The 20,836-nt window shown below is 35.5% G+C and carries 17 protein-coding genes and 1 CRISPR repeat array; of the genes, 2 read left to right on the plus strand and 15 right to left on the minus strand.

Going from position 1 to position 20,836, the window contains the following annotated elements; all coding sequences use genetic code 11:
* Window positions 1-106: 106 nt before the first annotated feature.
* The 4 genes from QU661_RS05790 to ygiD all read right to left on the minus strand — a co-directional run bounded on the left by QU661_RS05790 (window position 107) and on the right by ygiD (window position 3,797).
* Entirely contained in the window at window positions 107-874 is a 768-nt protein-coding gene (locus tag QU661_RS05790; protein WP_304989312.1) for a hypothetical protein, read from the minus strand.
* Between the two features lie 465 nt (window positions 875-1,339).
* Window positions 1,340-1,852: a hypothetical protein gene (locus tag QU661_RS05795; RefSeq protein WP_304989313.1), complete on the minus strand. Its 513-nt coding sequence runs from the start codon at window positions 1,850-1,852 to the stop codon at window positions 1,340-1,342.
* A gap of 244 nt (window positions 1,853-2,096) precedes the next feature.
* Entirely contained in the window at window positions 2,097-2,930 is an 834-nt protein-coding gene (locus QU661_RS05800) for a hypothetical protein (protein ID WP_304989314.1), read from the minus strand.
* A 99-nt stretch (window positions 2,931-3,029) separates the two neighbouring features.
* Complete coding sequence (gene ygiD, locus QU661_RS05805; RefSeq protein WP_304990465.1) at window positions 3,030-3,797, minus strand: 4,5-DOPA-extradiol-dioxygenase; 768 nt, start codon at window positions 3,795-3,797, stop codon at window positions 3,030-3,032.
* Between the two features lie 211 nt (window positions 3,798-4,008).
* Between ygiD and QU661_RS05810 the strand changes: the two genes are divergently transcribed.
* Window positions 4,009-4,407, plus strand: coding sequence for a hypothetical protein (locus QU661_RS05810; RefSeq protein ID WP_304989315.1), 399 nt, complete (start codon window positions 4,009-4,011; stop codon window positions 4,405-4,407).
* A 104-nt stretch (window positions 4,408-4,511) separates the two neighbouring features.
* Here the strand turns inward: QU661_RS05810 and QU661_RS05815 are convergent, their stop codons facing one another.
* The 10 genes from QU661_RS05815 to QU661_RS05860 all read right to left on the minus strand — a co-directional run bounded on the left by QU661_RS05815 (window position 4,512) and on the right by QU661_RS05860 (window position 17,993).
* Window positions 4,512-4,718 (minus strand): chemotaxis protein, encoded by a 207-nt coding sequence (locus QU661_RS05815; RefSeq protein ID WP_304989316.1) that lies wholly within the window; start codon window positions 4,716-4,718, stop codon window positions 4,512-4,514.
* Between the two features lie 75 nt (window positions 4,719-4,793).
* A CRISPR array of direct repeats spans window positions 4,794-5,159; the repeat unit is 36 nt; unit sequence GCTTAGTTACTTTACTAATTTACAAGGTTCTCAAAC.
* A 48-nt stretch (window positions 5,160-5,207) separates the two neighbouring features.
* Window positions 5,208-5,876 (minus strand): type II-A CRISPR-associated protein Csn2, encoded by a 669-nt coding sequence (gene csn2, locus QU661_RS05820; RefSeq protein ID WP_304989317.1) that lies wholly within the window; start codon window positions 5,874-5,876, stop codon window positions 5,208-5,210.
* Window positions 5,873-6,178 carry a CRISPR-associated endonuclease Cas2 gene (gene cas2, locus QU661_RS05825; protein WP_304989318.1) on the minus strand — a complete coding sequence of 102 codons (306 nt, stop codon included), beginning with the start codon at window positions 6,176-6,178 and terminating at the stop codon, window positions 5,873-5,875. The genes csn2 and cas2 overlap by 4 nt, the downstream gene beginning before the upstream one ends.
* A 4-nt stretch (window positions 6,179-6,182) precedes the next feature.
* Window positions 6,183-7,055 carry a type II CRISPR-associated endonuclease Cas1 gene (gene cas1, locus QU661_RS05830; protein ID WP_304989319.1) on the minus strand — a complete coding sequence of 291 codons (873 nt, stop codon included), beginning with the start codon at window positions 7,053-7,055 and terminating at the stop codon, window positions 6,183-6,185.
* Complete coding sequence (cas9, locus tag QU661_RS05835) at window positions 7,052-8,446, minus strand: type II CRISPR RNA-guided endonuclease Cas9 (RefSeq protein ID WP_304989320.1); 1,395 nt, start codon at window positions 8,444-8,446, stop codon at window positions 7,052-7,054. The genes cas1 and cas9 (QU661_RS05835) overlap by 4 nt, the downstream gene beginning before the upstream one ends.
* Complete coding sequence (gene cas9 / locus QU661_RS05840) at window positions 8,332-11,229, minus strand: type II CRISPR RNA-guided endonuclease Cas9 (protein ID WP_304989321.1); 2,898 nt, start codon at window positions 11,227-11,229, stop codon at window positions 8,332-8,334. Before cas9 (QU661_RS05840) ends, cas9 (QU661_RS05835) begins: the two co-directional genes overlap by 115 nt.
* 393 nt (window positions 11,230-11,622) lie before the next feature.
* Complete coding sequence (locus QU661_RS05845; RefSeq protein WP_304989322.1) at window positions 11,623-12,936, minus strand: 5-methylcytosine restriction system specificity protein McrC; 1,314 nt, start codon at window positions 12,934-12,936, stop codon at window positions 11,623-11,625.
* A complete protein-coding gene (locus QU661_RS05850; RefSeq protein ID WP_304989323.1) occupies window positions 12,917-14,767 on the minus strand; it encodes an AAA family ATPase in 1,851 nt (616 codons plus the stop codon). The genes QU661_RS05845 and QU661_RS05850 overlap by 20 nt, the downstream gene beginning before the upstream one ends.
* Before the next feature lie 502 nt (window positions 14,768-15,269).
* Window positions 15,270-17,111, minus strand: coding sequence for an ATP-dependent nuclease (locus QU661_RS05855; RefSeq protein ID WP_304989324.1), 1,842 nt, complete (start codon window positions 17,109-17,111; stop codon window positions 15,270-15,272).
* A gap of 9 nt (window positions 17,112-17,120) precedes the next feature.
* Window positions 17,121-17,993 (minus strand): DNA adenine methylase, encoded by an 873-nt coding sequence (locus QU661_RS05860; RefSeq protein WP_304989325.1) that lies wholly within the window; start codon window positions 17,991-17,993, stop codon window positions 17,121-17,123.
* Between the two features lie 848 nt (window positions 17,994-18,841).
* Here QU661_RS05860 and QU661_RS05865 point away from each other — a divergent pair.
* Complete coding sequence (locus tag QU661_RS05865) at window positions 18,842-20,068, plus strand: ISL3 family transposase (protein ID WP_304989326.1); 1,227 nt, start codon at window positions 18,842-18,844, stop codon at window positions 20,066-20,068.
* A 175-nt stretch (window positions 20,069-20,243) separates the two neighbouring features.
* Here the strand turns inward: QU661_RS05865 and QU661_RS05870 are convergent, their stop codons facing one another.
* On the minus strand, window positions 20,244-20,828 hold the full coding sequence (locus QU661_RS05870) for a hypothetical protein (protein WP_304989327.1): 585 nt from the start codon (window positions 20,826-20,828) through the stop codon (window positions 20,244-20,246).
* Window positions 20,829-20,836: the final 8 nt, after the last annotated feature.

Below are 20,836 nucleotides of genomic sequence, written 5' to 3' on the forward strand. Positions count from 1 at the left end.
TTTTTTTAGATGGATAGCACAATTTAAAAGAGTGAGCCATGGCTCACTCTTTTAAAAGTGTGCGTATAAAAAAGATAGGAATATATCTTGATTGTAGCTAATTAAATTACATATCTTTGTTGATAAAATATCCGTACTGAACTACTCTATCAAAGGCAATCTTCTGCCATTCTTCCTTGATAGAATCTCTGTCTGTAAGGAAGAAGCCTGGCTCCATAAAGCGGATAATTATAAATTCAGAGTTCTTTTGATCCCAATTGTTACCTCTGCTGAAATCTATTCCTTTGCCTGTATTCTTAGTGACTATCGCCTCGAGGAGTGGAGCTGTGACGGAATTAATTGGAACAACCATATCCGCCTTATCGAACAATCCCTTCTTGGTCTCGCTAGTATATATGCCAAAGGTTCCTATAGCGCTGACTGCGCATACTACTCGTTTAATATCATTAATATCAACCTCATGCTTAGCACCGATAATCTTGTTACCGCGGAGCTTTATCTGTTTCTCCTTGAGAGTCGTGCCAAGTGTGAGATCTAGCTCACCGATATTGTTTGGAAAGTCCTTAGTGAGTTTGTGAGCAGCAAATGCTGTTAGCAATGTCTTAGTCTCCTTGATATTATGATTCTCATAGCCATAATCCTCATCCAAAGTTATATCTATCATCTTCTGTTTAGGATCTACGCTAACCAGGTTAATACTGTAGCTACCATTGGAGCTGAAGTAGTTCGTCATGATAATCGTTAGTATATCGTCGAAACTAACGTTTAGTACACCTTTCTTCTTGTGCGTATAGGTGAAGCCGTCACTACGAATCTCTAATGTGTACTTAGGCTTTTCGAAAGTCACAATATCGGTATCAAAGATGCTAATCATAAGGGTCTCCTCACTTATTCTCATCTCACTACCATGCTTGCAGGTGCGAGAAGTTTACTGCGTAATAAGTTTTATAGTTCTCATGTAGGTAGTATAACCTTATTTTTATACTTTGTCTGCATGTTTTCGGGAATAGTGAATAATAAATCAAAAATTGTGCAAAGTTTTCCGCTTTTGGCACTTTTTTGCCTTGCACTATTCACACTCCGCTGATTTTAGAGTGTTTTTGAGCTTTTTGTGGTGATTTCAACGGAATATTGCATAGTATTTTTTCATGATTAATAGGTATTATAATATGATTGCACATAAGTAAAATGTGAACAAATTATAGTTATTATGTACTCCTAGAATGAGACAATCCACTACAAAATCACCACTGCTCACGCGGGCAGTACCAGTCTAATAAACATGAACAATATTCATGTTTAGGTGTAAAAAAATCATTTTAAATTATCAAGAATGCGATTAATCGTGATATTTTATACTATTCAATGATTTGTCTATTTCCTTTGAGATTCTACTCTTTCGCAATTTTCCCTGTAACATGAATTTAAATAAAACTAGGGGGTTAAAACTGTATGATAATTGGATCTTATAATAATTTATCCATTCAATCACAGCAAATCCCCAAATAGCGAAAGAAATAAGATTTGAAAAAGATTTGCTGTCATTAAATATTATCATAGCTAATCCTATACACAGCAAAATTTGATCTATTGCTTTGAAAACATTATAAATCTTGCCTGTATATTTTACGGCAAACCTCGGTTTAGACATTCTTTTTATTAAAATACACCAGAATGCCGCTCCTTGTACAAGTATAAAACTAAGAACAAATAAAGAAAAAGAAATAGGACCTAATGAATTTGTGACAATAATCATTTTTTTGAATATGAAATAATTAATCCAAAATACTATTACTGAAACTAACTCCCCTGCAGCGAGATTAAACAATTTTTGTTTCATTTGTTTTTTCAATACCCTATACTCCGTCCTATATAAATTTAATCTATATCTGATATATTATCATGAAATTTCCAGGGAACTATAGACTATATATTTTACTATATATTCTTCATCATGTGACTAGACATTGTTAAGCGTCGGTTTCATATTATCTAATTCTTAATAGTAATATCACTTTGTACATTTGTAAAAAAAATTGGGTGCGAATATGCACCCAATCATTTTATTATTAGACCGTGTAGTGAAGCAATCGCAATTACTCGCTCAGTTTAGTTATCGCCTGATCATACGAGATGCAGAGTGCCCCATCAAAGCTGAACTTCTTCCATAGCGACACGTTATTCTCGTCCCTATAGGTGCTGAAGATAATGGCTTTGTCAAGTTGTGCGAATGAACTTGTAAACGACTTACCGCCCTGTGCATTTGGCACGGTTTTACCGTTCCTTTTATATACATCCGAAGTATTTCCCGAATCATCTTGGCTAACACGGTTAGATAGGGTTTCAACCAGCTCAAGCTTCGAATTCTTCATTGTGTACTTGTGGATATTGTACTGCATGTAATCATCGCCGCTCGAATCATACATGTATAGAGTATTTGCTTCCTTACCCTTATACACGACATACGAAGTGCCAGCCGCTGCCATCACGTCAGACAATCTGCCTCCATTAACATCATCATTAAAGCCAGCATAGCTGCGCTCTACGGCCTCCTTACCATTGAACGTATATATATGCAGTCTTGCTATGCCTTGATTCTGCGAGGTGAAGAAGAACAGCTCTGGAATCTTGTCACCATCCACGTCGCACAGTGCTATAGGTCTATCTATACCTCTAGCATTATATGTATTCTTGCCTGGGACGGTCTGCCATGAGTAGGCTTTTATCGTCGTACTATTCTGCTCGATGACGGTCTTATATGCACTATATGCTGCTTTTCTGTTCTGCTCGTGCTTCTCAGTGACTTTTGGTTTTGATGGCTTCTTCTCCTCTTTCTTAGGCTCTTTCTTGCTGCAGCCTACAATAGATAGAATGAGCAATGCAGATATTACAATCGCAATCGCTGATTTTAGCCTCGTCTTGGTATTCATGGTATTCCTCCCTTTTGATAATCGCTCTGTATATTTAATCGTATTATGTCTACATTACACATCCTAATTACGGAATGCTTGTGCTATAGTTCTGCATTCTTATTCAAATAAATAAGATGTCATTGAGATTGATCCGATGTTCCTTACGTTGTTAAAGACCTGAGCTGTGCTTCCCTCGCTTGCTCCGAGTATGTAGAGTAGCGGGTAAAAGTGATCCTTTGTCGGAACGGCGTAATTGTAATCGCTACGACGCTCTATGCCATTTATAAGAGTGCTGTAATCACCGCTTAACACGATGCTTTTTACAACATCATCGAAGTCGTCGGCAAGCTGACTGCCGCCAGCGTTGCTCCAGTCAACCAGTGTGAGATTATGTACGATGTTACCGCTACACACAATCAGGTAGCCTTCTTCTCTTAGCACAGAAAGTTTGCGTCCCATCTCAAATGCTTCTGCTTCTGTTAGATTCCTATCAACACTCAGCTGAACCACTGGGATGTCCGCAGCTGGGAACATATGGACTAGTATAGTCCAAGCGCCGTGGTCGATTCCCCATTCGTCATTTGTTGATACTTCATCGCTTAGCAGCTCTTTCACCCTATTCGTTAGTTCTGAACTACCTTGTACTCGGTATCTCACTTTATATAGGTCATGAGGAAATCCGTACATATCGTAGATTTGCTGAGGCTCTTCTGCGCTTTCTATTAATGTACCGCTTGTGTACCAGTGCGCGGAAATCATAAGGATTCCTTTTGGTCTACCGTATCGTTCTATTATATTGCGGCCGATGCTTCCGAATTGTTTTGTTATGTTGTTATCTTCGAGCGCAATCATTGGGCTTCCATGTCCGACGAATATCGTTGGCATCTTCACGTTATTGTCCACTCCCTATTTTAATATCTCTATCTGTTATAGAGTATTATACTAGAATTACGGAGTAAAGGGAACTTGGCTGATTGACGGTATATGCATGCGAGGAGTTATTTACACTAGATGGTTGAAAATGAATGTTAATGAGTTTACTCTATAATCAGCAAATATTGGATACATGCCTAGTGGTATAGGTCAGGAGGTTAAGATGCTATTAATCGGAGTAAGAGCAGATGGGAATTGGCTATTGTCGCAGTGGGATCTTACGTATGCTACCGGTTGGGAGGGACTATGCAAAGCTGCTGCAAAGATGTACGATTACTACGATAGCAAGGAGATGCCAGTTGAGATATTAACGGATAATCATCTAACAGGTGCTCATTCGAAGGATGATATCATGAATATAGAGGAAGCTGGCAATCTCACTGTTAGGGGATTTTCGACGGTGTTCAAGCTGCCGCTGATGATTACTTTTTATAATCAGTCTAAGACTGTGTATGTCAATATCGCGCAGGCTACTGAGGAATTTGCATATGCTGATTATGAGAAGTTTAATAAGTCGCTCTGTCAGTATCTCGATAGTGTTGAGATGGCGATGTTTGAGTAGGGCTGGATAAGTACGAGATTAGATGAAGGAATGGAAAAAATCAGGCGTGAGCCTGATTTTTTGTGGCTTTGATGAATCGTGATGGTTCTAATAATATGTGTGCCTTATTTCAAAAATGACCTGTTTTCTGAAATAAACTGTTTCATTAAACCAGTAAGCGCTGACGCTTGGCTTACTCCTAGCGCATCACACGTTTCTTTAAATTCTTCTACTACTTCCTTTTTTAACTTGTATGACTTATTTATTAGTCCTGCTTTCTTTTGATATTTTTCTGTTGCTTTTGTCTGAGCATTAGGGGTTCCTTTTGGCATTGTAACAATTCCTTTTCTAATTGTTTATTTAAATATAATGTTTATAAAAATGCAAATAGTGATGATGATATAACATTGTAGTTACTTTACTGATTTACAAGGTTCTCAAACTGCTGGCTACTGCCCAGGAACTCAACATTGGCTTAGTTACCTTACTAATTTACAAGGTTCTCAAACTGCACCATCAATCGGCGGCGGTGGTACAAAGCTTAGTTACCTTACTAATTTACAAGGTTCTCAAACCGGCTCTCTAAATGTTTGTTGTGTCTCTTTGCTTAGTTACTTTACTAATTTACAAGGTTCTCAAACCTGTGATATAACCTGACCCCTACCATAATAGCTTAGTTACTTTACTAATTTACAAGGTTCTCAAACACATCCCTGGATTAATTGACAAAGATATTTGCTTAGTTACTTTACTAATTTACAAGGTTCTCAAACCTCAAATTTTGGTTATCACAGAACCCAGCATACTGGCATATGTGTAAATCAGTATTCTATTATACATTGTGATTGGTCAATTACATGCACTCTCTCACATGTTTTTTTATTTATCTCATGTGACTCGATCATTATTATTTGCACCTTTTGGTAAAAGGCTTCTTTATATAATAACTGAATTTCATCATCATCGAGAAAGTCATGTATGTTTACAAAGATGATGCACTTTAGCTTAAGGATTTTAGATTCTAATTTTATATAATCTGTTATCTTTTCAAGTAAGCTTAGCTGCTTTTCTTCAAAAGAGATATCACATGCCTTAATTATATCTTTTATCTCCTTAATACAATCGAAAGATACATCATATGGCAAATCCAGAATAGCTTGATCGAGGAGGTTTAAAATATCCGTGTTTATCTCCTGAAATTTATCATAGTAATTTTCACAGATGCTTGCTTCTATATCTTTTAAAGCACTTCCCAATAATTTCTTGCTATTTAAACTAATTGTAAATGGAGAAGTTATAAATTCATACTTAGAGCTTGGAATATCTTCACCATCATTTTCTATTAATATTATTTTACTATCTAATTTTGAATTATTAATGGTATCTAATATAACACTAGTCATTACTCGTGGATTCTCTATAACGAATATATCTATGATATTTTCTTCAAGATCCACTATCAGATTACATGATTTGATTACAAGTTTCAAAGTATCACCAATGTTTCATCTGAGTCGATAGTTTCAGACTCACTTTCCCCCACTACAAACTCTATCTTAGAATATTGCTTCTCTGTTATTTTTAGTATCTGAACCAATCCTCTAGGAGGTTTGAATTTCTTAACATTTGCCACGATGCTTTCAGCCATTGTCGAATTAACTGCTAGCTTACAATATATGGATTCTTGCATCATTAAGAATCCTGCTTTTATAAGACTCCTTCGAAATTTGCCATACTCAGACCTATCTTCTGCAGTTTCTACAGGCAAATCAAATAGCACAATAATCCGCATATATCTATATCCCATATTGGTAAAATCTCAAATCTGATATATCCCTGTTCTCAATGGCGTCAAATACGCTCTTGCAATAGATTTTTATAGCATTAGTTACTGTCTCTTGCCTGTAATTAATACTTACAACTTCATTAAGAATATCTATCATAATTCTTTTTTCTTCTTTGTCAAACACTTCAAGCTTAAGACTTTTAACTTTCCTATCTACGATAACTCTAAAAGGTTCCATTAAGTCTGATGCTAGATTAAAAGGGTTAAACATGTTGTCATGGAACAAGCCAAGCTGAGTTAGATATCCATTTGCTGCAATATGCCTCGTAAATGAAGAGAGTATCAGGGCATAACCATAGTTTAATGCAGCATTTATCGGAATATCAGAGCCACGAGTAAAATCGAGTCCAAATAAAGCATTAAAATAAACTTTGGCCGCATGCCCTTCTCTATTTGTCTTATCTGCAAATTCTACTTGACCAATGTATGATTCTAATAGACCAGCCTCTGGAAGTCTCAAATCTTGTAGGTGAAATTTCTGCTGACTTATTTTCTCTTTAATAATTTCAGTCCAAATCTCACCTTTGATACTATCATCCCATTTCACTTGACTTCTAATCTTAGCACTTGAATCATGTGAACCATAGTAAGGTACTAGTTCAGATGAAGGATTTCTTTTCTCATCACAAAATATTACCTTAACCTTTTGCTTAACTAATTCCGCAAGAAGCGAGGCGGTTATAGAAACAGCAGTTGTTTCTATAACCAATGTGTGAATTTCACTTATATAAATCTTGTGAATCTTCTCCTGTCTCACAACCATATAACCAAGCTGATAATCAAGCTTAGAGCTTTGTGATATTACTACTGTACGCCAGCTCATATCTTTAGTAAATCAATTTGTCTTTCGAATAATCCGGTATATGATTTTGTAATTATTTTGGCTTCTTTAAACTTGTCTAGTTTCCTAGACACTTTACACTTGCCACTTTCTGCACTTCCTCCAATCGAACTTAAATCGACAGTTTGTTTAGCCCCATAGATATTATTAATGATATCTAATATCATCGATGCTTGTTTTGATAACTCAAGTGTTTCAAACCTCAATATTCCATTTTTTATAGTGTCAGTAGTAATATTTTTTTTCGTATTAAGTGCATTACTCTCCATCTTTTCAATTATTACATTAATCATGAAAATATTTTTCTGTTTAGTGATTATCCTATTTCCATATTTATCTATTTCAGTATAATCATTATTCTCTTTAGCCTTTTCGATTTTATGCATATATTCAGTAACTTCATACGGCATATTTATTTGTTTAATTCCGTTTATATACATGGTATCACCAGTACTTCCGCCAATAGTATATTTATACCCATCTAACATTAGTTCTGTTTTTCTAGGCACAAATCTTATTACAACTTCAACAGTTTCAGCCGCCTGATTCATACCTTTTTCCAAGTACGATTCTTTTAGATATTCCTGAATTCTCTCAACAGTAAGCGTTCTGCTACTTCCTAGATATATCGGCAGTGTCTCGAATTTCCTAACTTCTTTGTTCTTTTCAGTGTATTTTACGAAGCAGTACCCCGATGTTCCAATAGCAGTTTTTCCGCCATATTTCGTAACATCGTTAAGCGGAGTATTCTTAGTTTTAAGCCCTGTATATACAAGTGGCTTTGCCTTTGACTTAGGATAAATAGTTTCCTTAAAATATTCCCCTTTGCCCTCTTCAGTCTTATATGTTACTAGAGGAGAATATTTTGCCATTATTCGCTTGACGGTAGTAATAGTGTTGTTACCTTCTTCCACACTCCATGCAATCTCATTCTTATTCTGCACTGTGTTCTCAAAGAACTTACTTAAGTGATACTTATATTTCTTGTCATTTTCTTTTCCCTTGGATTCTTTTATAAATCTTGCAGGATTGCCCTCAAACTTCACATAATACGAATTTCCAACGACGATATTTAGATATGCGTCGTTAGCATGGTGATAGCAGTTTAAGACTCTGGATTTTGGCAATTTAAACTTCTGCCTAAAGTCAGAAACTAGTCTTGCTTTAGAGAATACTATCTTTGTATTGTTATCAAATGCTTGTGAGAAGATTCTTGTTATAGCTTTAGTTGCTTGACTTGTCTCGACCAACTGCCTACTTATAAATCCAGCTTTTTCATCATCTGAGAATGCATAACTATGTCTAGTAAGTCTTGCATATTTCTCGCTAGTGATGAACTTACCATCCAGTAAGGCTTTCCATTTACCATGCATTTTTGCTTGATTGCTTTAGTGATTGGCATGTCACTCTTACGAGCATTGAACTCTTTCTTTACAAGGACTAAATTATTATGAATACTATCGTCCTTTGTAAAGTGCTGAGGATAAATGTGATCCAAGTCATATAGGTTATCGTTCATCAAGTTATCTAAATCAATCTTCTCTCCAGAGTACATACACATTCCTTGCTGCATATAATAGAGGAAAAGTTTTCTGCTCTTGAATGCGGATTCATCTCGGTTCTCGATCTCTTTAATCCAGTCTTTAGTCTCACCTTTTATGTTCTTATATAAATCTATGAGCTTCTGCTTTCTAGATGTAGTTCTTTCTTTCTGCCCATCTCCTCGTGTAACTTCGACAGATACTCGTTTTGGAGCATAACCAATTACAGATTGTAATTCATCTACAATCTTCATAGTCTGCCATACCATTCTTTTTACAGATGGCGACAGATACATATCCTCAAGGTCTTCTATTTTCCAGCTAGAAAGAGGTTTGATTGTATCATCCATCATTCCATTCAGCTGGCTAGTAAATGTATAGTTGTCACTGAGAAGCTCCATTAGATTTTCTTGTCCATTCCACATAAAGCCGATGATACTATCTATCTCACCAGTTACTTTGGATGTTCCTTGCATCTCAAGAAATTTCTTAGATAGATTCCCCCATCCTTCGAATTTGAATCCTAATATCTTATTAAGCTGTTTCTTGTCAAATGTATTTGGGTATCTATCTTCGATTTTTTCTCGGATGATTTTTCTATCACCGCTGTATATAGTGCTCCAGTAGATGATGTCCTCTATGATGTCCTTATTGGATTGCTTAAACACAGCATCGCCAAATACAGCCCTAAACTTACCAAGCGATGCAAGTTTTGTTGTGCATGTTTCATCAGATAATCCTGTAATTTCAACATCATCGCGAGCATAATTGTGTTTAACTAAATATTCTTTTATTTTCTTCTTTGACACTTTATTCCCTAATGTGAACAAATCATTATAAATGCCTTGCTTAGCTTTAACACTGATTCTTTCGTTGTCTATCTTAATGTTGTTAATTTCATTTAGAACTATAAATTTTTCATACGCTAAGGAATGCTTAGGTAGTGTATACTCATCGGACATATACGAGCATCTTCTAAGCATACGCTTTATAAATTCTTCTGCGGATGCTGTTCTATCTATGTATTTATCAAAGTTCCAAGGCATAACTTTAACACCAGGTTTTAGTCCCTCTTCAGTTCTAACTGCCCAGTTGTTATAGCCTTTTACGCCATTAAACTCTCTACCTAGTGGTCCTACGTAGTATGGAATCTGGAATTCAAATAACTGAATGATTTTATCCTTAATGGACAAGCCATCTTCATCTATATCTTGAAGGAACTTTAGATACCTCTCAGCATTGGAAAGTATGCGCTTAAGCTCTATTGTGTGTACCTGGTTTGGGATTACCCCATTATTGCTAGTTAGCTGTTTCTCTAGGAAGCAATCTTTCTCAATCTTATCCAAGATTCTTGCTTTTACCACATTATCCTCAGGCACTGAGTCGTTGAGTACCTTTTTTACAAGTTTATATAGGTCTTCCTTTGCTGTTCCAGAATTAGCACTAGTTGTCCCTAGTCTTCTAATTTTGTTACCGTGACTGTTCACACTTCCAACGTAAGCACTATATGAGCCGACATCCATTGTCCTAAATATCTTTTCATAAGCATCCTTGTCATACTCAGCAAGTAGTGATTTTAAATCTTGCAAATCCTGTTTGTGACGTTCGTACATCTCAACTCTAGAATATGATAGATACTTGTTATTGCCGAGTATCGATGATAATAGGCAAATCTCATATACGCTCTTAGCCTTTAAAATTACATCAAAATACTCATCTTCCAGAACTTCTTGAATCTTATCTAAATTCTCTTCTAGGTTCGAATCAGTAAAACTAATTGATACTTTAAGGCATTCTGAATCGACCGAAGGATTTTCAATATTAGATAAAAGTTCTTTTACAGTAACCTTTAGCCCGCACACTAACTTAAGCACAGCACAAATATGTTTCTCACTCTTGGGCACACCAAGTAGTTCTCGGAGCGCATCAAATTTAGCTGACCTTGTCTTACCTCTATCTCCTATTATCTGTTTAATCTCTGGATACTTTGAAATATCTAGTAAAGCTGATATGTTGTTAATTTCTTTGTTATTGCTTAACTGGGAAGTCTCGAATGCATCTATTAGTTCTTTCCATGCACTGTCGAAATTATTATCCCTGTCGTCGTCCGATGACATGTTGGTATTGAGAAAATGTCCTCTGTGCGAGAACATATTTAGAATAGCAAGGTAAACGAGTCTCACGTCGAACTCTCTGTCTTCGTGAAGTAATGCTTTTCTAAGATGGAAAATTGTTGGATATTCATTATAGTAATCAAAATCTGTATAGCTGCCATCATTAAACAGAGCATTCATCTGCTTATTAGAATCTGACCTGTCTTCATACTGCAGAAAGCTCTCGTCGAGGCGCTGGAAGAAACCTGGATCAACAGCATCAATCGCATCTGAAAAGAACAATTTGAACATTGCCTTTCTAGCCTTTTCTCTTTCAATTCTACGGCGCTGAACTCTCTTAGTTCTACGATTCACCGCTGGCTGAGCTTCTGTAAATAGTCGCACACCCCATATGTCTTTACCCTTTGCACGCATAAGGTTATATTCTGTATCGGTAACTGCCCATCCTACAGAGTTAGTTCCCATGTCCAAGCCGATGTAGTATTCCTTTTTGTTATCCATAAGTTTCACCTTTCTAGAAAAATTTATATTAGCTCTTGACCTCAAAAGAAATTGTGATAATATATAGGTGATTTACAAGGTGAGTTCAAATAAGGATTTATCCGTATCTGATTGCCTCCATTGGGAGCATTTTTCTTGTAAATACTAGTCGCTTATGCGGCTATTTTTTATGCGATTTTTTCAAAAAAATAATGCGCTATTTCAGTAAATATGTGCGTTTGACGTTACATTTACTAAAATAGCAACATTAGTCCGCAAGGAAAGTATAGCATCTACTGTGCCTCCTTGCATTAAAATATAAACAATTTTATTTGTATTTTTGAGGTGCAAAATACCGTTATTTCACGAAAAAAGTCATGGAATAACCATAACTTTAATTGTAATTTATAATGTTTATTTAATCGATTTTACAAAGGCTATTTCATTAATCCTAATTTGTTTCTTAAAATCCTTATAATCTTTTGACTCACTCGGAATCCTCAGCCCCAGCTTGGTTATGCAGATATCTGTTCTAGCTTTCACATTTCCTTCGTAGGTTGAACCTTCATTCATCATTAGGCATTTACTGCCTGAATCAGCTGAGTCAGGATATAGATAGTATCCGCGTTTAGAGTCGAACCTGAACATATAGGCGAGCACCTGCAGATAGTCTTTGTTCCCGATATTATCAATTGGCTTATATTTAGCATCGGCGATGACTCTATCAGCTGGATTCTTCCCTATGAAATCTGGATATATCAATCCAACACCACCAGCAAATAGCCTCTGTGCGCCAGTGCCAGACTTATTCATTGGATGATAGAACATATCGCCGATAAGGGAATTAATGTATTCCTCCCATAGCCACGCACCATCGAACAGGATGCCGTAAACTTTTCGACGTCCGTCACCGAACTTGTGCTTCTGATTTTGAAGGATTAATATGCATAGTCTTTGAAGGTCACTGTATTCGTGATAGTACGCATGACGAATAGTGTTTTTCCTGTTTGCTTCGAGAACGTGTCTTCTATCTGTCGCCCTGTATTTAGGAGTGGCGTCTATAACGAGCTTTACCTCATCCTTTACTTTGTTAAGAAGATTGTAGCCGAATGATTTACTCTTGATGTGCTCAATGGTATGCCTTATTAGCTCCACGAGATAATTATCAAATGAATATTCCCTCTGGTTGTATGCGATATCACCTACAAATGGAATATTCCTCTTGATATGCCTTGCAATATCTATTGTTCCTCTTACGTTTCCATCGTTATATTTTTTGTTGATATATGTCTTGAAAGCACCTTTTCTAGCAGCGACTTTGAGATAGTGAGGGAATAGAAATAGAAGCAGATTAAACATCCGCTCCTCCTGATTAGCATCCGTATCAAGACTTATGAAATTAGGAAAATCCAGTACCTTTTCTAATAGGTACTGGAAGAAATAGTCATTATCACCAAGGCTAAATCTAGATTCGATTACAAGGCGTTCATCGTCCAATCCGAAGAAGCCCATGACGTTTCCAGAGCAATACATATCGTTACAGCTTTGTAGAATCATCTGATCCTTGGTTATGTCTTCCGCATCCTTGATAATCTCAGGAAATACGAATACACCCTCTCGTTCAAGCTGCTCAAGCGTCTTGTCGGAAACGTGCGAGACTATGGATTTTACTTGATAAAAATCCTCTTTTGGCAGGTATTGATTATCCTTAATTTTGAGCTGCTTCATCTGTAGCACCTTCATCTAGCGCAGAATATCCATACGCTCTAGCAAACCTCTTCATGATGCCCTTTTCGTCATAGAGACCACGCACATATTCTTGCAGTAGTGGCTCAAGATAGTCAGTCCAAAAGTCATCGAAATCCAGATACTTTAGTTTAAGGAAATACGAAGCACCAATCTGATAGTTCTCGTTTAGGCCCTCTACTTTGAGAATCTCAGCATTCAGTCTATCCATCCTTGCAATTGCCTCATTCTTAGTGTCTTCATCGGCTATTGTATCTAGCATATCCTGTGTAGATTCAGCTCTCACCTCAACGAACCTAAACCTTCTGCGCATAGCAAAATCGAAGCTATCTACGGACCTGTCGATATCGTTCATCGTGCCTATGATATATACATTCTCAGGGATGTAGAACTTCTCATCTGGGTTAACGTGCATATTTGAGTACTGAGTTGCTACTTCACCAGCTTGTCCACGGTATCCTGGATCAATTGCAAAGAATAGCTCACCGAGGATTTTTGAAATCTCTCCACGGTTTATCTCATCGATGATGAAGATGAATTTCTTTAAAGGCTCTGCTTCGACTTTTGTCTTTCGGTTAGTCTTCCCAGCTTCTTTGATGGCTTTAAATAAAGCGAAATCATACGAGTAATTCTGGGTACCGAACTGCTTACCAAAGAACTTCGTGATATCACTTACTTTATTGAAGTCGAGTCCTGACTCGAGCATCTTTCGTAATTCATCGATATTTAAACTTAGTTTGTTTACTGTCTCGTTGCCTGGTATTGCAAGGTAAATATGCTTATCATCCATATTTGTGATAGTAAACTTACTGCCTTTTATAGTTCTAAATTCTTCCTCTCCGAACTCAATATCTGCAAAAAATTCCTCTAGTGCGGTGTTAGAAGATATTTCTTTCTCCCTTACCTCTTTAGGCTTCTGAGAATCCTCGAAGTTTCGTCTTGCTCTATCTACAAAGCTTTTAAATATACCGTCTTGCAGTTCAAAGCCCATGCTTCCGTCTTCATTCATTTTAGGTCTTAAACCTTCAACAAAATCTGAATAATCATAGCTTGGATGGAACTGTACAAACTCGACTTGTCTTCTCTGTTCCTCTGTTAGATCAGCCCATTTGTCTGTGTATCCGTTGCTTATTATGTCTGCGGCTATCTGCTTAGCAAGATATGATTTACCAGTTCCCGGTGCACCTCTGAAGATGAGGTTTTTGGATTCGAGTAGTAGTTTTGAGTATGGAATTTTACACTCAATCAAAGTCTTTACTGTATCATCAATGATTATTTTTTCAACTTTGTCATCTTTCTTTGTTTTTTCGGTTTTGTCCCTATATATAAGGACAAACTTCTCGCCTTGCTTTCCAAATCTCTTTACACACTCTTGAACAAAGTTCAATGTTGAAAACATATTCCATGAATAAATTACAAACTGTGGACCACCCTCTCGTCTGTAGATTAAATACTCAACTGATTTCTTGTAATCACGATATTCTTCTACACTTGAAAAAATACCCCTAATAATTGCCTGCCCAGGGCTGTACTTACAGATAGGAAACTCCTTCTTGGCTTCCTTTGACAATGCTATGAGTTTTCTTTCGAAAATCTGCATAGCAAGACGAGGAAGCGTTTGATTAGATATACGTTGCTCCCCTTTATTTCTTTTTCTTCTGATCAACTCATTATCAGAAGTTACATAATATGCATCTATAGGTTCGTAGTTGTCACCTAGGTTTAGGTTGTCTATATTAAACCTTGTATCTGTTGAAATTAGGTTGTCGGCGGTGATGGTTAGTTCGTATTTTTCTTGAGTTGTGGTGGTCATTTCTTGTCTCCGTGAGTACTATTCTCTTAACTGAGAAGTGCTGATATTGTATCTGATTTCAATTATAGTCTTATAAATAATTTACTACAAAAAGAAAGTCTATTGCTCAGAATACTTAGTTGGTATAACAGCTGTTAAATCCATTCATATTATGCCTGTAAGATCTTATACCCGTTACATCTTAAGATACGTGAAAATTCTCTAATAACACGTACTTCCCTATAAGTACGAAAGTAGGATTTCATCTTGGCTCCTGTATTCGAGAGAAAATATTATACGATATTTACTTCTACAGCTTGTGTGTGATAGAGTAATTTTGTCAACCACAATGGCAACCTCCAATGTTATTTGATGTGATTGGCGAACCAACATTATAATAACATTGGAGGTTTTTCTTGAAGCGAAAGCTCAGAGAATCCACTGCTAAACCAGAATTCTTTACTTCTCGTAATACAATAGGATACATCCTAAAACTTTGATGCCCTACTTTTCATGATGCTAATTATACGTGCCTATTTGACATTGTTAATGGCTTTGCAATCCCATAAGCTTCCTTAAGATCATACATGAACTTTAGCAATTCAGATACAGTATTGTAATCAGAATAAAAGTATTCAAGGATATCAGATTTCAGCACAAATTTCCAGGCATCACTTTCGAGATCACCATCTTTAAAAACTCCCTTAAGATCATCATTTGAAAATTTTTCTCCTATACCCTGAAAAAGAGTTTTTACTTTATCGGCAGTAAACAATGCAGTTGATTCTTTTTCATCTAGAGTTCTCCAAAATGATTGGTGCGCCAGTGAATCATTACAAATTTTCATTATTATCCTATATAAGTACGATTCTGGTGCAAAATAGTTTGGTGCAAAAATGATATTTGGTTTATGCTTTCTATCATTTACTCCTCTGTTTTTAGGATCAAAATAACAGTCCATATAATCACATGCACGTGGTTTTTCGGTAGAATTTTTTATTCTCGCATCACCATCTAACATGATTATAACTCTTTTAAAATATTCATCCGCTTCAGAAATATCTATTAAATTCTCACATCCTAGGTGCGTGACTATCTTATTTGTCTTATCTTTTATTTCAAGAACTTCCTCTAAAGAAAGGATGTTGTGATCTATTTTATCTTTTTCTCTATTATCAGAATTCCTTAATGCACTTAATGATGAACAGTCTTTGACTTTTGTCAGTACCTCCTTATATGCATTCATTAATTGTTCAAAAATTGTTTTCCCAATATCATCTTCAAAATACATTTTCACATAGGGCTGTTTAAACGTCAGACTACCGAACATATCTTGTTTAAGCATATTATAGTCTTTTATTCTTGTAACCATTGGAGCGGATGGACTCTTTAAATACACTACAGTATAGTTCTCTTTGTCTTTTTTTTCTTTCCTTAAGCACTCCTTTAGTACCGTCAAGGAATGTGAACTCACTACAACTTGTATTTTCAACTCGTCTGCTAGCTTGTCTAATAAATTAATCATCCTAACTTGTGTATCGGGATGTAATGATACTTCTATCTCATCAATGCACAGCAGCGCACCTTGATAATCTTCTTCCATGGATAGAATATATAATTCTGTGAGTGCACTAATAATATTCCCAACATTATCTTGACCTATAGATTGTGATAATGTAGGAGTATTTTTAATATCCATATGTAGTGAAGCCCTAGAGCATGCTTCTTTATTTACCAGTGAAGCATCTGCATCAAGCTTTATAGAATTAGGAATAACGTAGTTGTACCATTCCCGATATTTGTCTGTTGCATTCTTTTGGACAAACAGATTATTTCTTCTAATTTTCCTTATTTTAACGGATTCTCGTCTCTCTCCTAAAGGATATAATCTTGAGAGGCTTGAATAAATCGTAGGAATCTTAACTCTACCAGACCCACCTACACCATACTTTTCCTTTTCAACTCTAGCAACATCTGTTGTAGTCATTCCATCATAATGGATATTTACGGTGCGTGGGATTATTCTTATGCCACGATTACCATCTTTATAGTTATTAAAAGACAATCTCCTCGCAATCGCAAAATTCCCATCATCTTTTATATATTTTATAAATATCTTGTATTCCTTAAATGGCTCATTAACATCAATATTAAAGAACTCAGTAAATTCTGGCTGAAAATTGCTAGCAACCTGTGATTTCCTATTCGTTCCAGAACCAGAAGCTATTAGTGACAAGATGTTAGACTTGCCCACACCATTCACTCCACTTATAACTGTAATCTTTTTTGCTAAATTAATTCTAACATCTTTAAAAGAACGAAATTTTTCTAATATAAGTTCACTCGCTAGTAATCTCTTATTCATCTTTTTCTCCTACTGTGCATTGATGCAAATATTTCCATTCTGAATTGGCGATACATTAGAAAGCATTGATTCATTTTTAAATATTAAGAGTTCCTGACCTTTTCTCTTATTACCCACACTATAATTTAATTCGAATGTTTTAATATATCTGTTTTCATAGATTTTTTTAATCTCTGGCTCATTGTCATATGTAATCAACCAATCACAATTTACCACGCTTGAAATCAGTTTTTCAATTCTTAAATGATCTTCATAATCAAAATAGTTCATGTAAAGTTGACGCCCTTTTCGAAAATAAGGTGGATCAAAGTATATAAAAGCGTTATCTTCATATTTAGGGATATAATTTTTTATAAATGACACAATATCTTTATTGTACAAATGAATGTGTCGTTTCTTCTCTGCAATTTTCCTAATTCTCGCAATTAACTCAGGTTTATTAAACCTAGCATCTAATTTCCAAGGCCCTTGCTGATCTTTGCCGCCAATAACACCACCTTTTATTATTCCAGATCTATTTGTCCTGTTCATAAAAAATGTTGCAAATCCCAATTCAAAACTGTATCTAGAATTCTCATTCATACATATCGTTCTCTGTTTATACCACTCATCCATATTAACTTGAGTTTTCTCAATCTCACTTATAAATCGTTCTGTATCGGTAAGAATTGCTCTCCAGAAAGAATAAATGCATTTATCTAAATCGTTAATTACAATTTCAGATACAATACCTTTTTCAAGCAGCTCGAGTGCAACTGCTGCCCCCCCTACAAATGGCTCAATATAGGTCCCTCCTACACGTCCACGAGCTTCGATCATCGTTGATATAAATGGGGTTAATTTTCTTTTTCCTCCAGGATACCGTAACGGAGAGTAATACATTTGACACATCCTCTTAAAACTTCAATTTCAAAATCACCAAACAATATTTATTATAATACTATGTTCAAAATTTATTCACTGACATCAATCAATAATAATTATTTTAAGATAAAATATATAACCTTTTTATAAATAAATGTTAGCATAATTATTTATAGTTTATCAAATTTTAAATAAAATGAAAATAATGAATGTGTAACGATAATCACTTTCACCTTCAGTTCTTGAGAAATTCTAGCGGAGGGCGCACATACCAACACCAACATGCCATAAACCGTAGCACCACGTCATCGTACTACGTGCTCGTCTCGCTGGAGGTCCTGGCGGAGAAACTACATAGACCACCAACACACCGTCGACTGCAACCACTCAACTTCGCACCCTTTGTTTGTTTAGTGGCAGTCTTGGTGGAGGACACACATCAAATAACAACACGCCGTAGATTTCTTCCAATCGCTTTCACCTTCGGTTCAGCTCCTGGGAAATCCTGGCGGAGGAACTACATCGAAAAATGGTGGGCGCATAACTGCAACCCACCATTTTTCGGGTAATCAAAGTTTTTTAGGGTCTAGATATTTTAGGGGCAAATTTTAGGGTCTGGTTTTAGGGTCAGATTTTGTATTAGAAAAGCGAGGCAAAGATTATTCTTGCCTCGCTTTTTGCTTTTTCATAATATATCTTCTGGGAAAACATTAGAGAAAGGAATTCATATGAATATTATCACATCTTTACTGGACATTGAAGACAATGACCTTGAGTTGTTATCTTGTGAAGTTCAGGACTTAAAGAAAATAGTTACTGTTGGCAGTATGCCTACACCTCACTTTTGTCCTCAGTGTTTTTACTAAATGCATTCTAGAGGCATTAAAACTAGGACAGTTAATCACCCTGTTCTTCAGGACGGCTATAAGCTAGTAATAAAGCTCCAGCAAAGACGTTGGAGATGTACAAACTGCGATTGCCTTTACGAATCAAATGAGCATTTCAAACTTGTTAACCGCTACAGGCGTAATACTAATGCTTCTGACCTACTAATTCTTAATCAGTTTAGAAATCTTATTTTTTCAGCTGTAGATATAGCTAGGCAACTTCATACTTCAGATATGCATGTTCTTAATGTTCTCGACAGATATATACAATTGGATCGTCTTCCACTTACAGATGCTATTTCTGTCGATGAAGTATACCTAGATATGGATAAAAACTGTAAATACGCCCTAGTTATTCAAGATTTTTACACTGGTGATCCTATAGATATTATTCACAGCAGATTAGATAGAGTTACTGAACCATATTTCTCAAATATTCCCTTAAAAGAACGTGCTAATGTTAAGTATCTAATTTCAGATATGTATAACCCTTATTTAAGTTATGTAAAAAAATACTTTCCTAATGCTGTATCTGTAGTGGATTCTTTCCATGTAATGCAATGGCTCATTCATTCTCTTGACATGTTTCTTCGTAACCTGCAAAAGGAATATAAAGCACGAGATGAATCTAAACGATATGCAAATTTTTCAAAATACGGACATCCGCAAAGAATCCCTATTTCAGATGAAGTATATCTTCTTAAGAAGTATCGGTGGCTGCTTCTTAAGAATCAAGAGCATTTAGAATATCACTTAGAACCTAGATATGACAGACACTTTAGATATTTCATAAACACTTTTGGATACGAGGAAAAATTTCTGGCTCTTCACCCATATATCAAGGTCTTTAGAGATTTAAAAGAAGAGTACGTAAGATTTAATTCTAGAAATGCTGGTAATCCCTTAAAAGCTTCTGAAGAAATAGATTCCCTAATACACAAATACTGCAGTAGTGAATATCAGATATTCGTTGAATTCGGGAATTTACTACGTAAATACAAGAATCCCATTATTAACTCATTCATAATGGTAGATAGATTAGGACCAGATGGCATATATAACAGCCGTCTTTCTAATGGTCCAATTGAATCTTTAAATCGCAAAGTAAAAGACCTAAAGCGACTAGGAAGAGGATTTCGAAACTTCGAACACATGAGAAATCGGTTCCTTTTTGCTACTCGCAGGAATCCAATTTACAAAGGCTAATAATCAAATCACTAATGTTTTCCCGTGCAAAATGGATTGGGCAAACTGCCCAATCCATTTTGCATTTCGTAAGACCCTAAAAACTTTTTATCAACCCAAAATTCTGATAATCCATACTATAAGAATAATGTTCTTTAGCTTCCATCTATATTTTTATCATACTTTTACGTGATTATTATATAATTCTATTTTTTTGTGCTATTGAAATACAATACTCGAAATATAAATACAAATTAGAATTTTTGCATTCTTTAAGTTTATTTGCATATTCTATTGCCATATTAATATCTAAATCACCTTTATTAGTTGGAAAAATTCTAAAGTATCCTTTTACTTTTTCTCTAGGATTTATACTAATGCCTATATCTTCCATTGTTCCCTCTAAATTAGGATCATTATAAATAGGTACAATATAATCATATAAGGGGTGTCCAATAAACATAGTCTTATCTTTAAATTCTTTAGCTTTTTGTACTTCACAATCATCTAAATCCATAATAATAAACAGCTTAAAATTAACTAACTTTTTTTTACAATATTCTATTCCATATTCATCAGAAAATTTTTTTAATCCCATATTGAATTTATTAGACCAAAGTTCATTTCTAACACTATTTACCTGTATACTACACTTCCCTTTATTTTTAGCATGTATTTCATGTTTAATTTTAAGATTTGATTTAACAGAGCTACACATTAGTAATTCAGATTTTCCGTGAACAATTGACATAACATTTAATTTTGCAGGTCTTATTTTCATAACTAATC

Source organism: Mogibacterium neglectum (assembly GCF_030644205.1).
Classification (GTDB): Bacteria; Bacillota; Clostridia; order Peptostreptococcales; family Anaerovoracaceae; genus Mogibacterium; species Mogibacterium neglectum.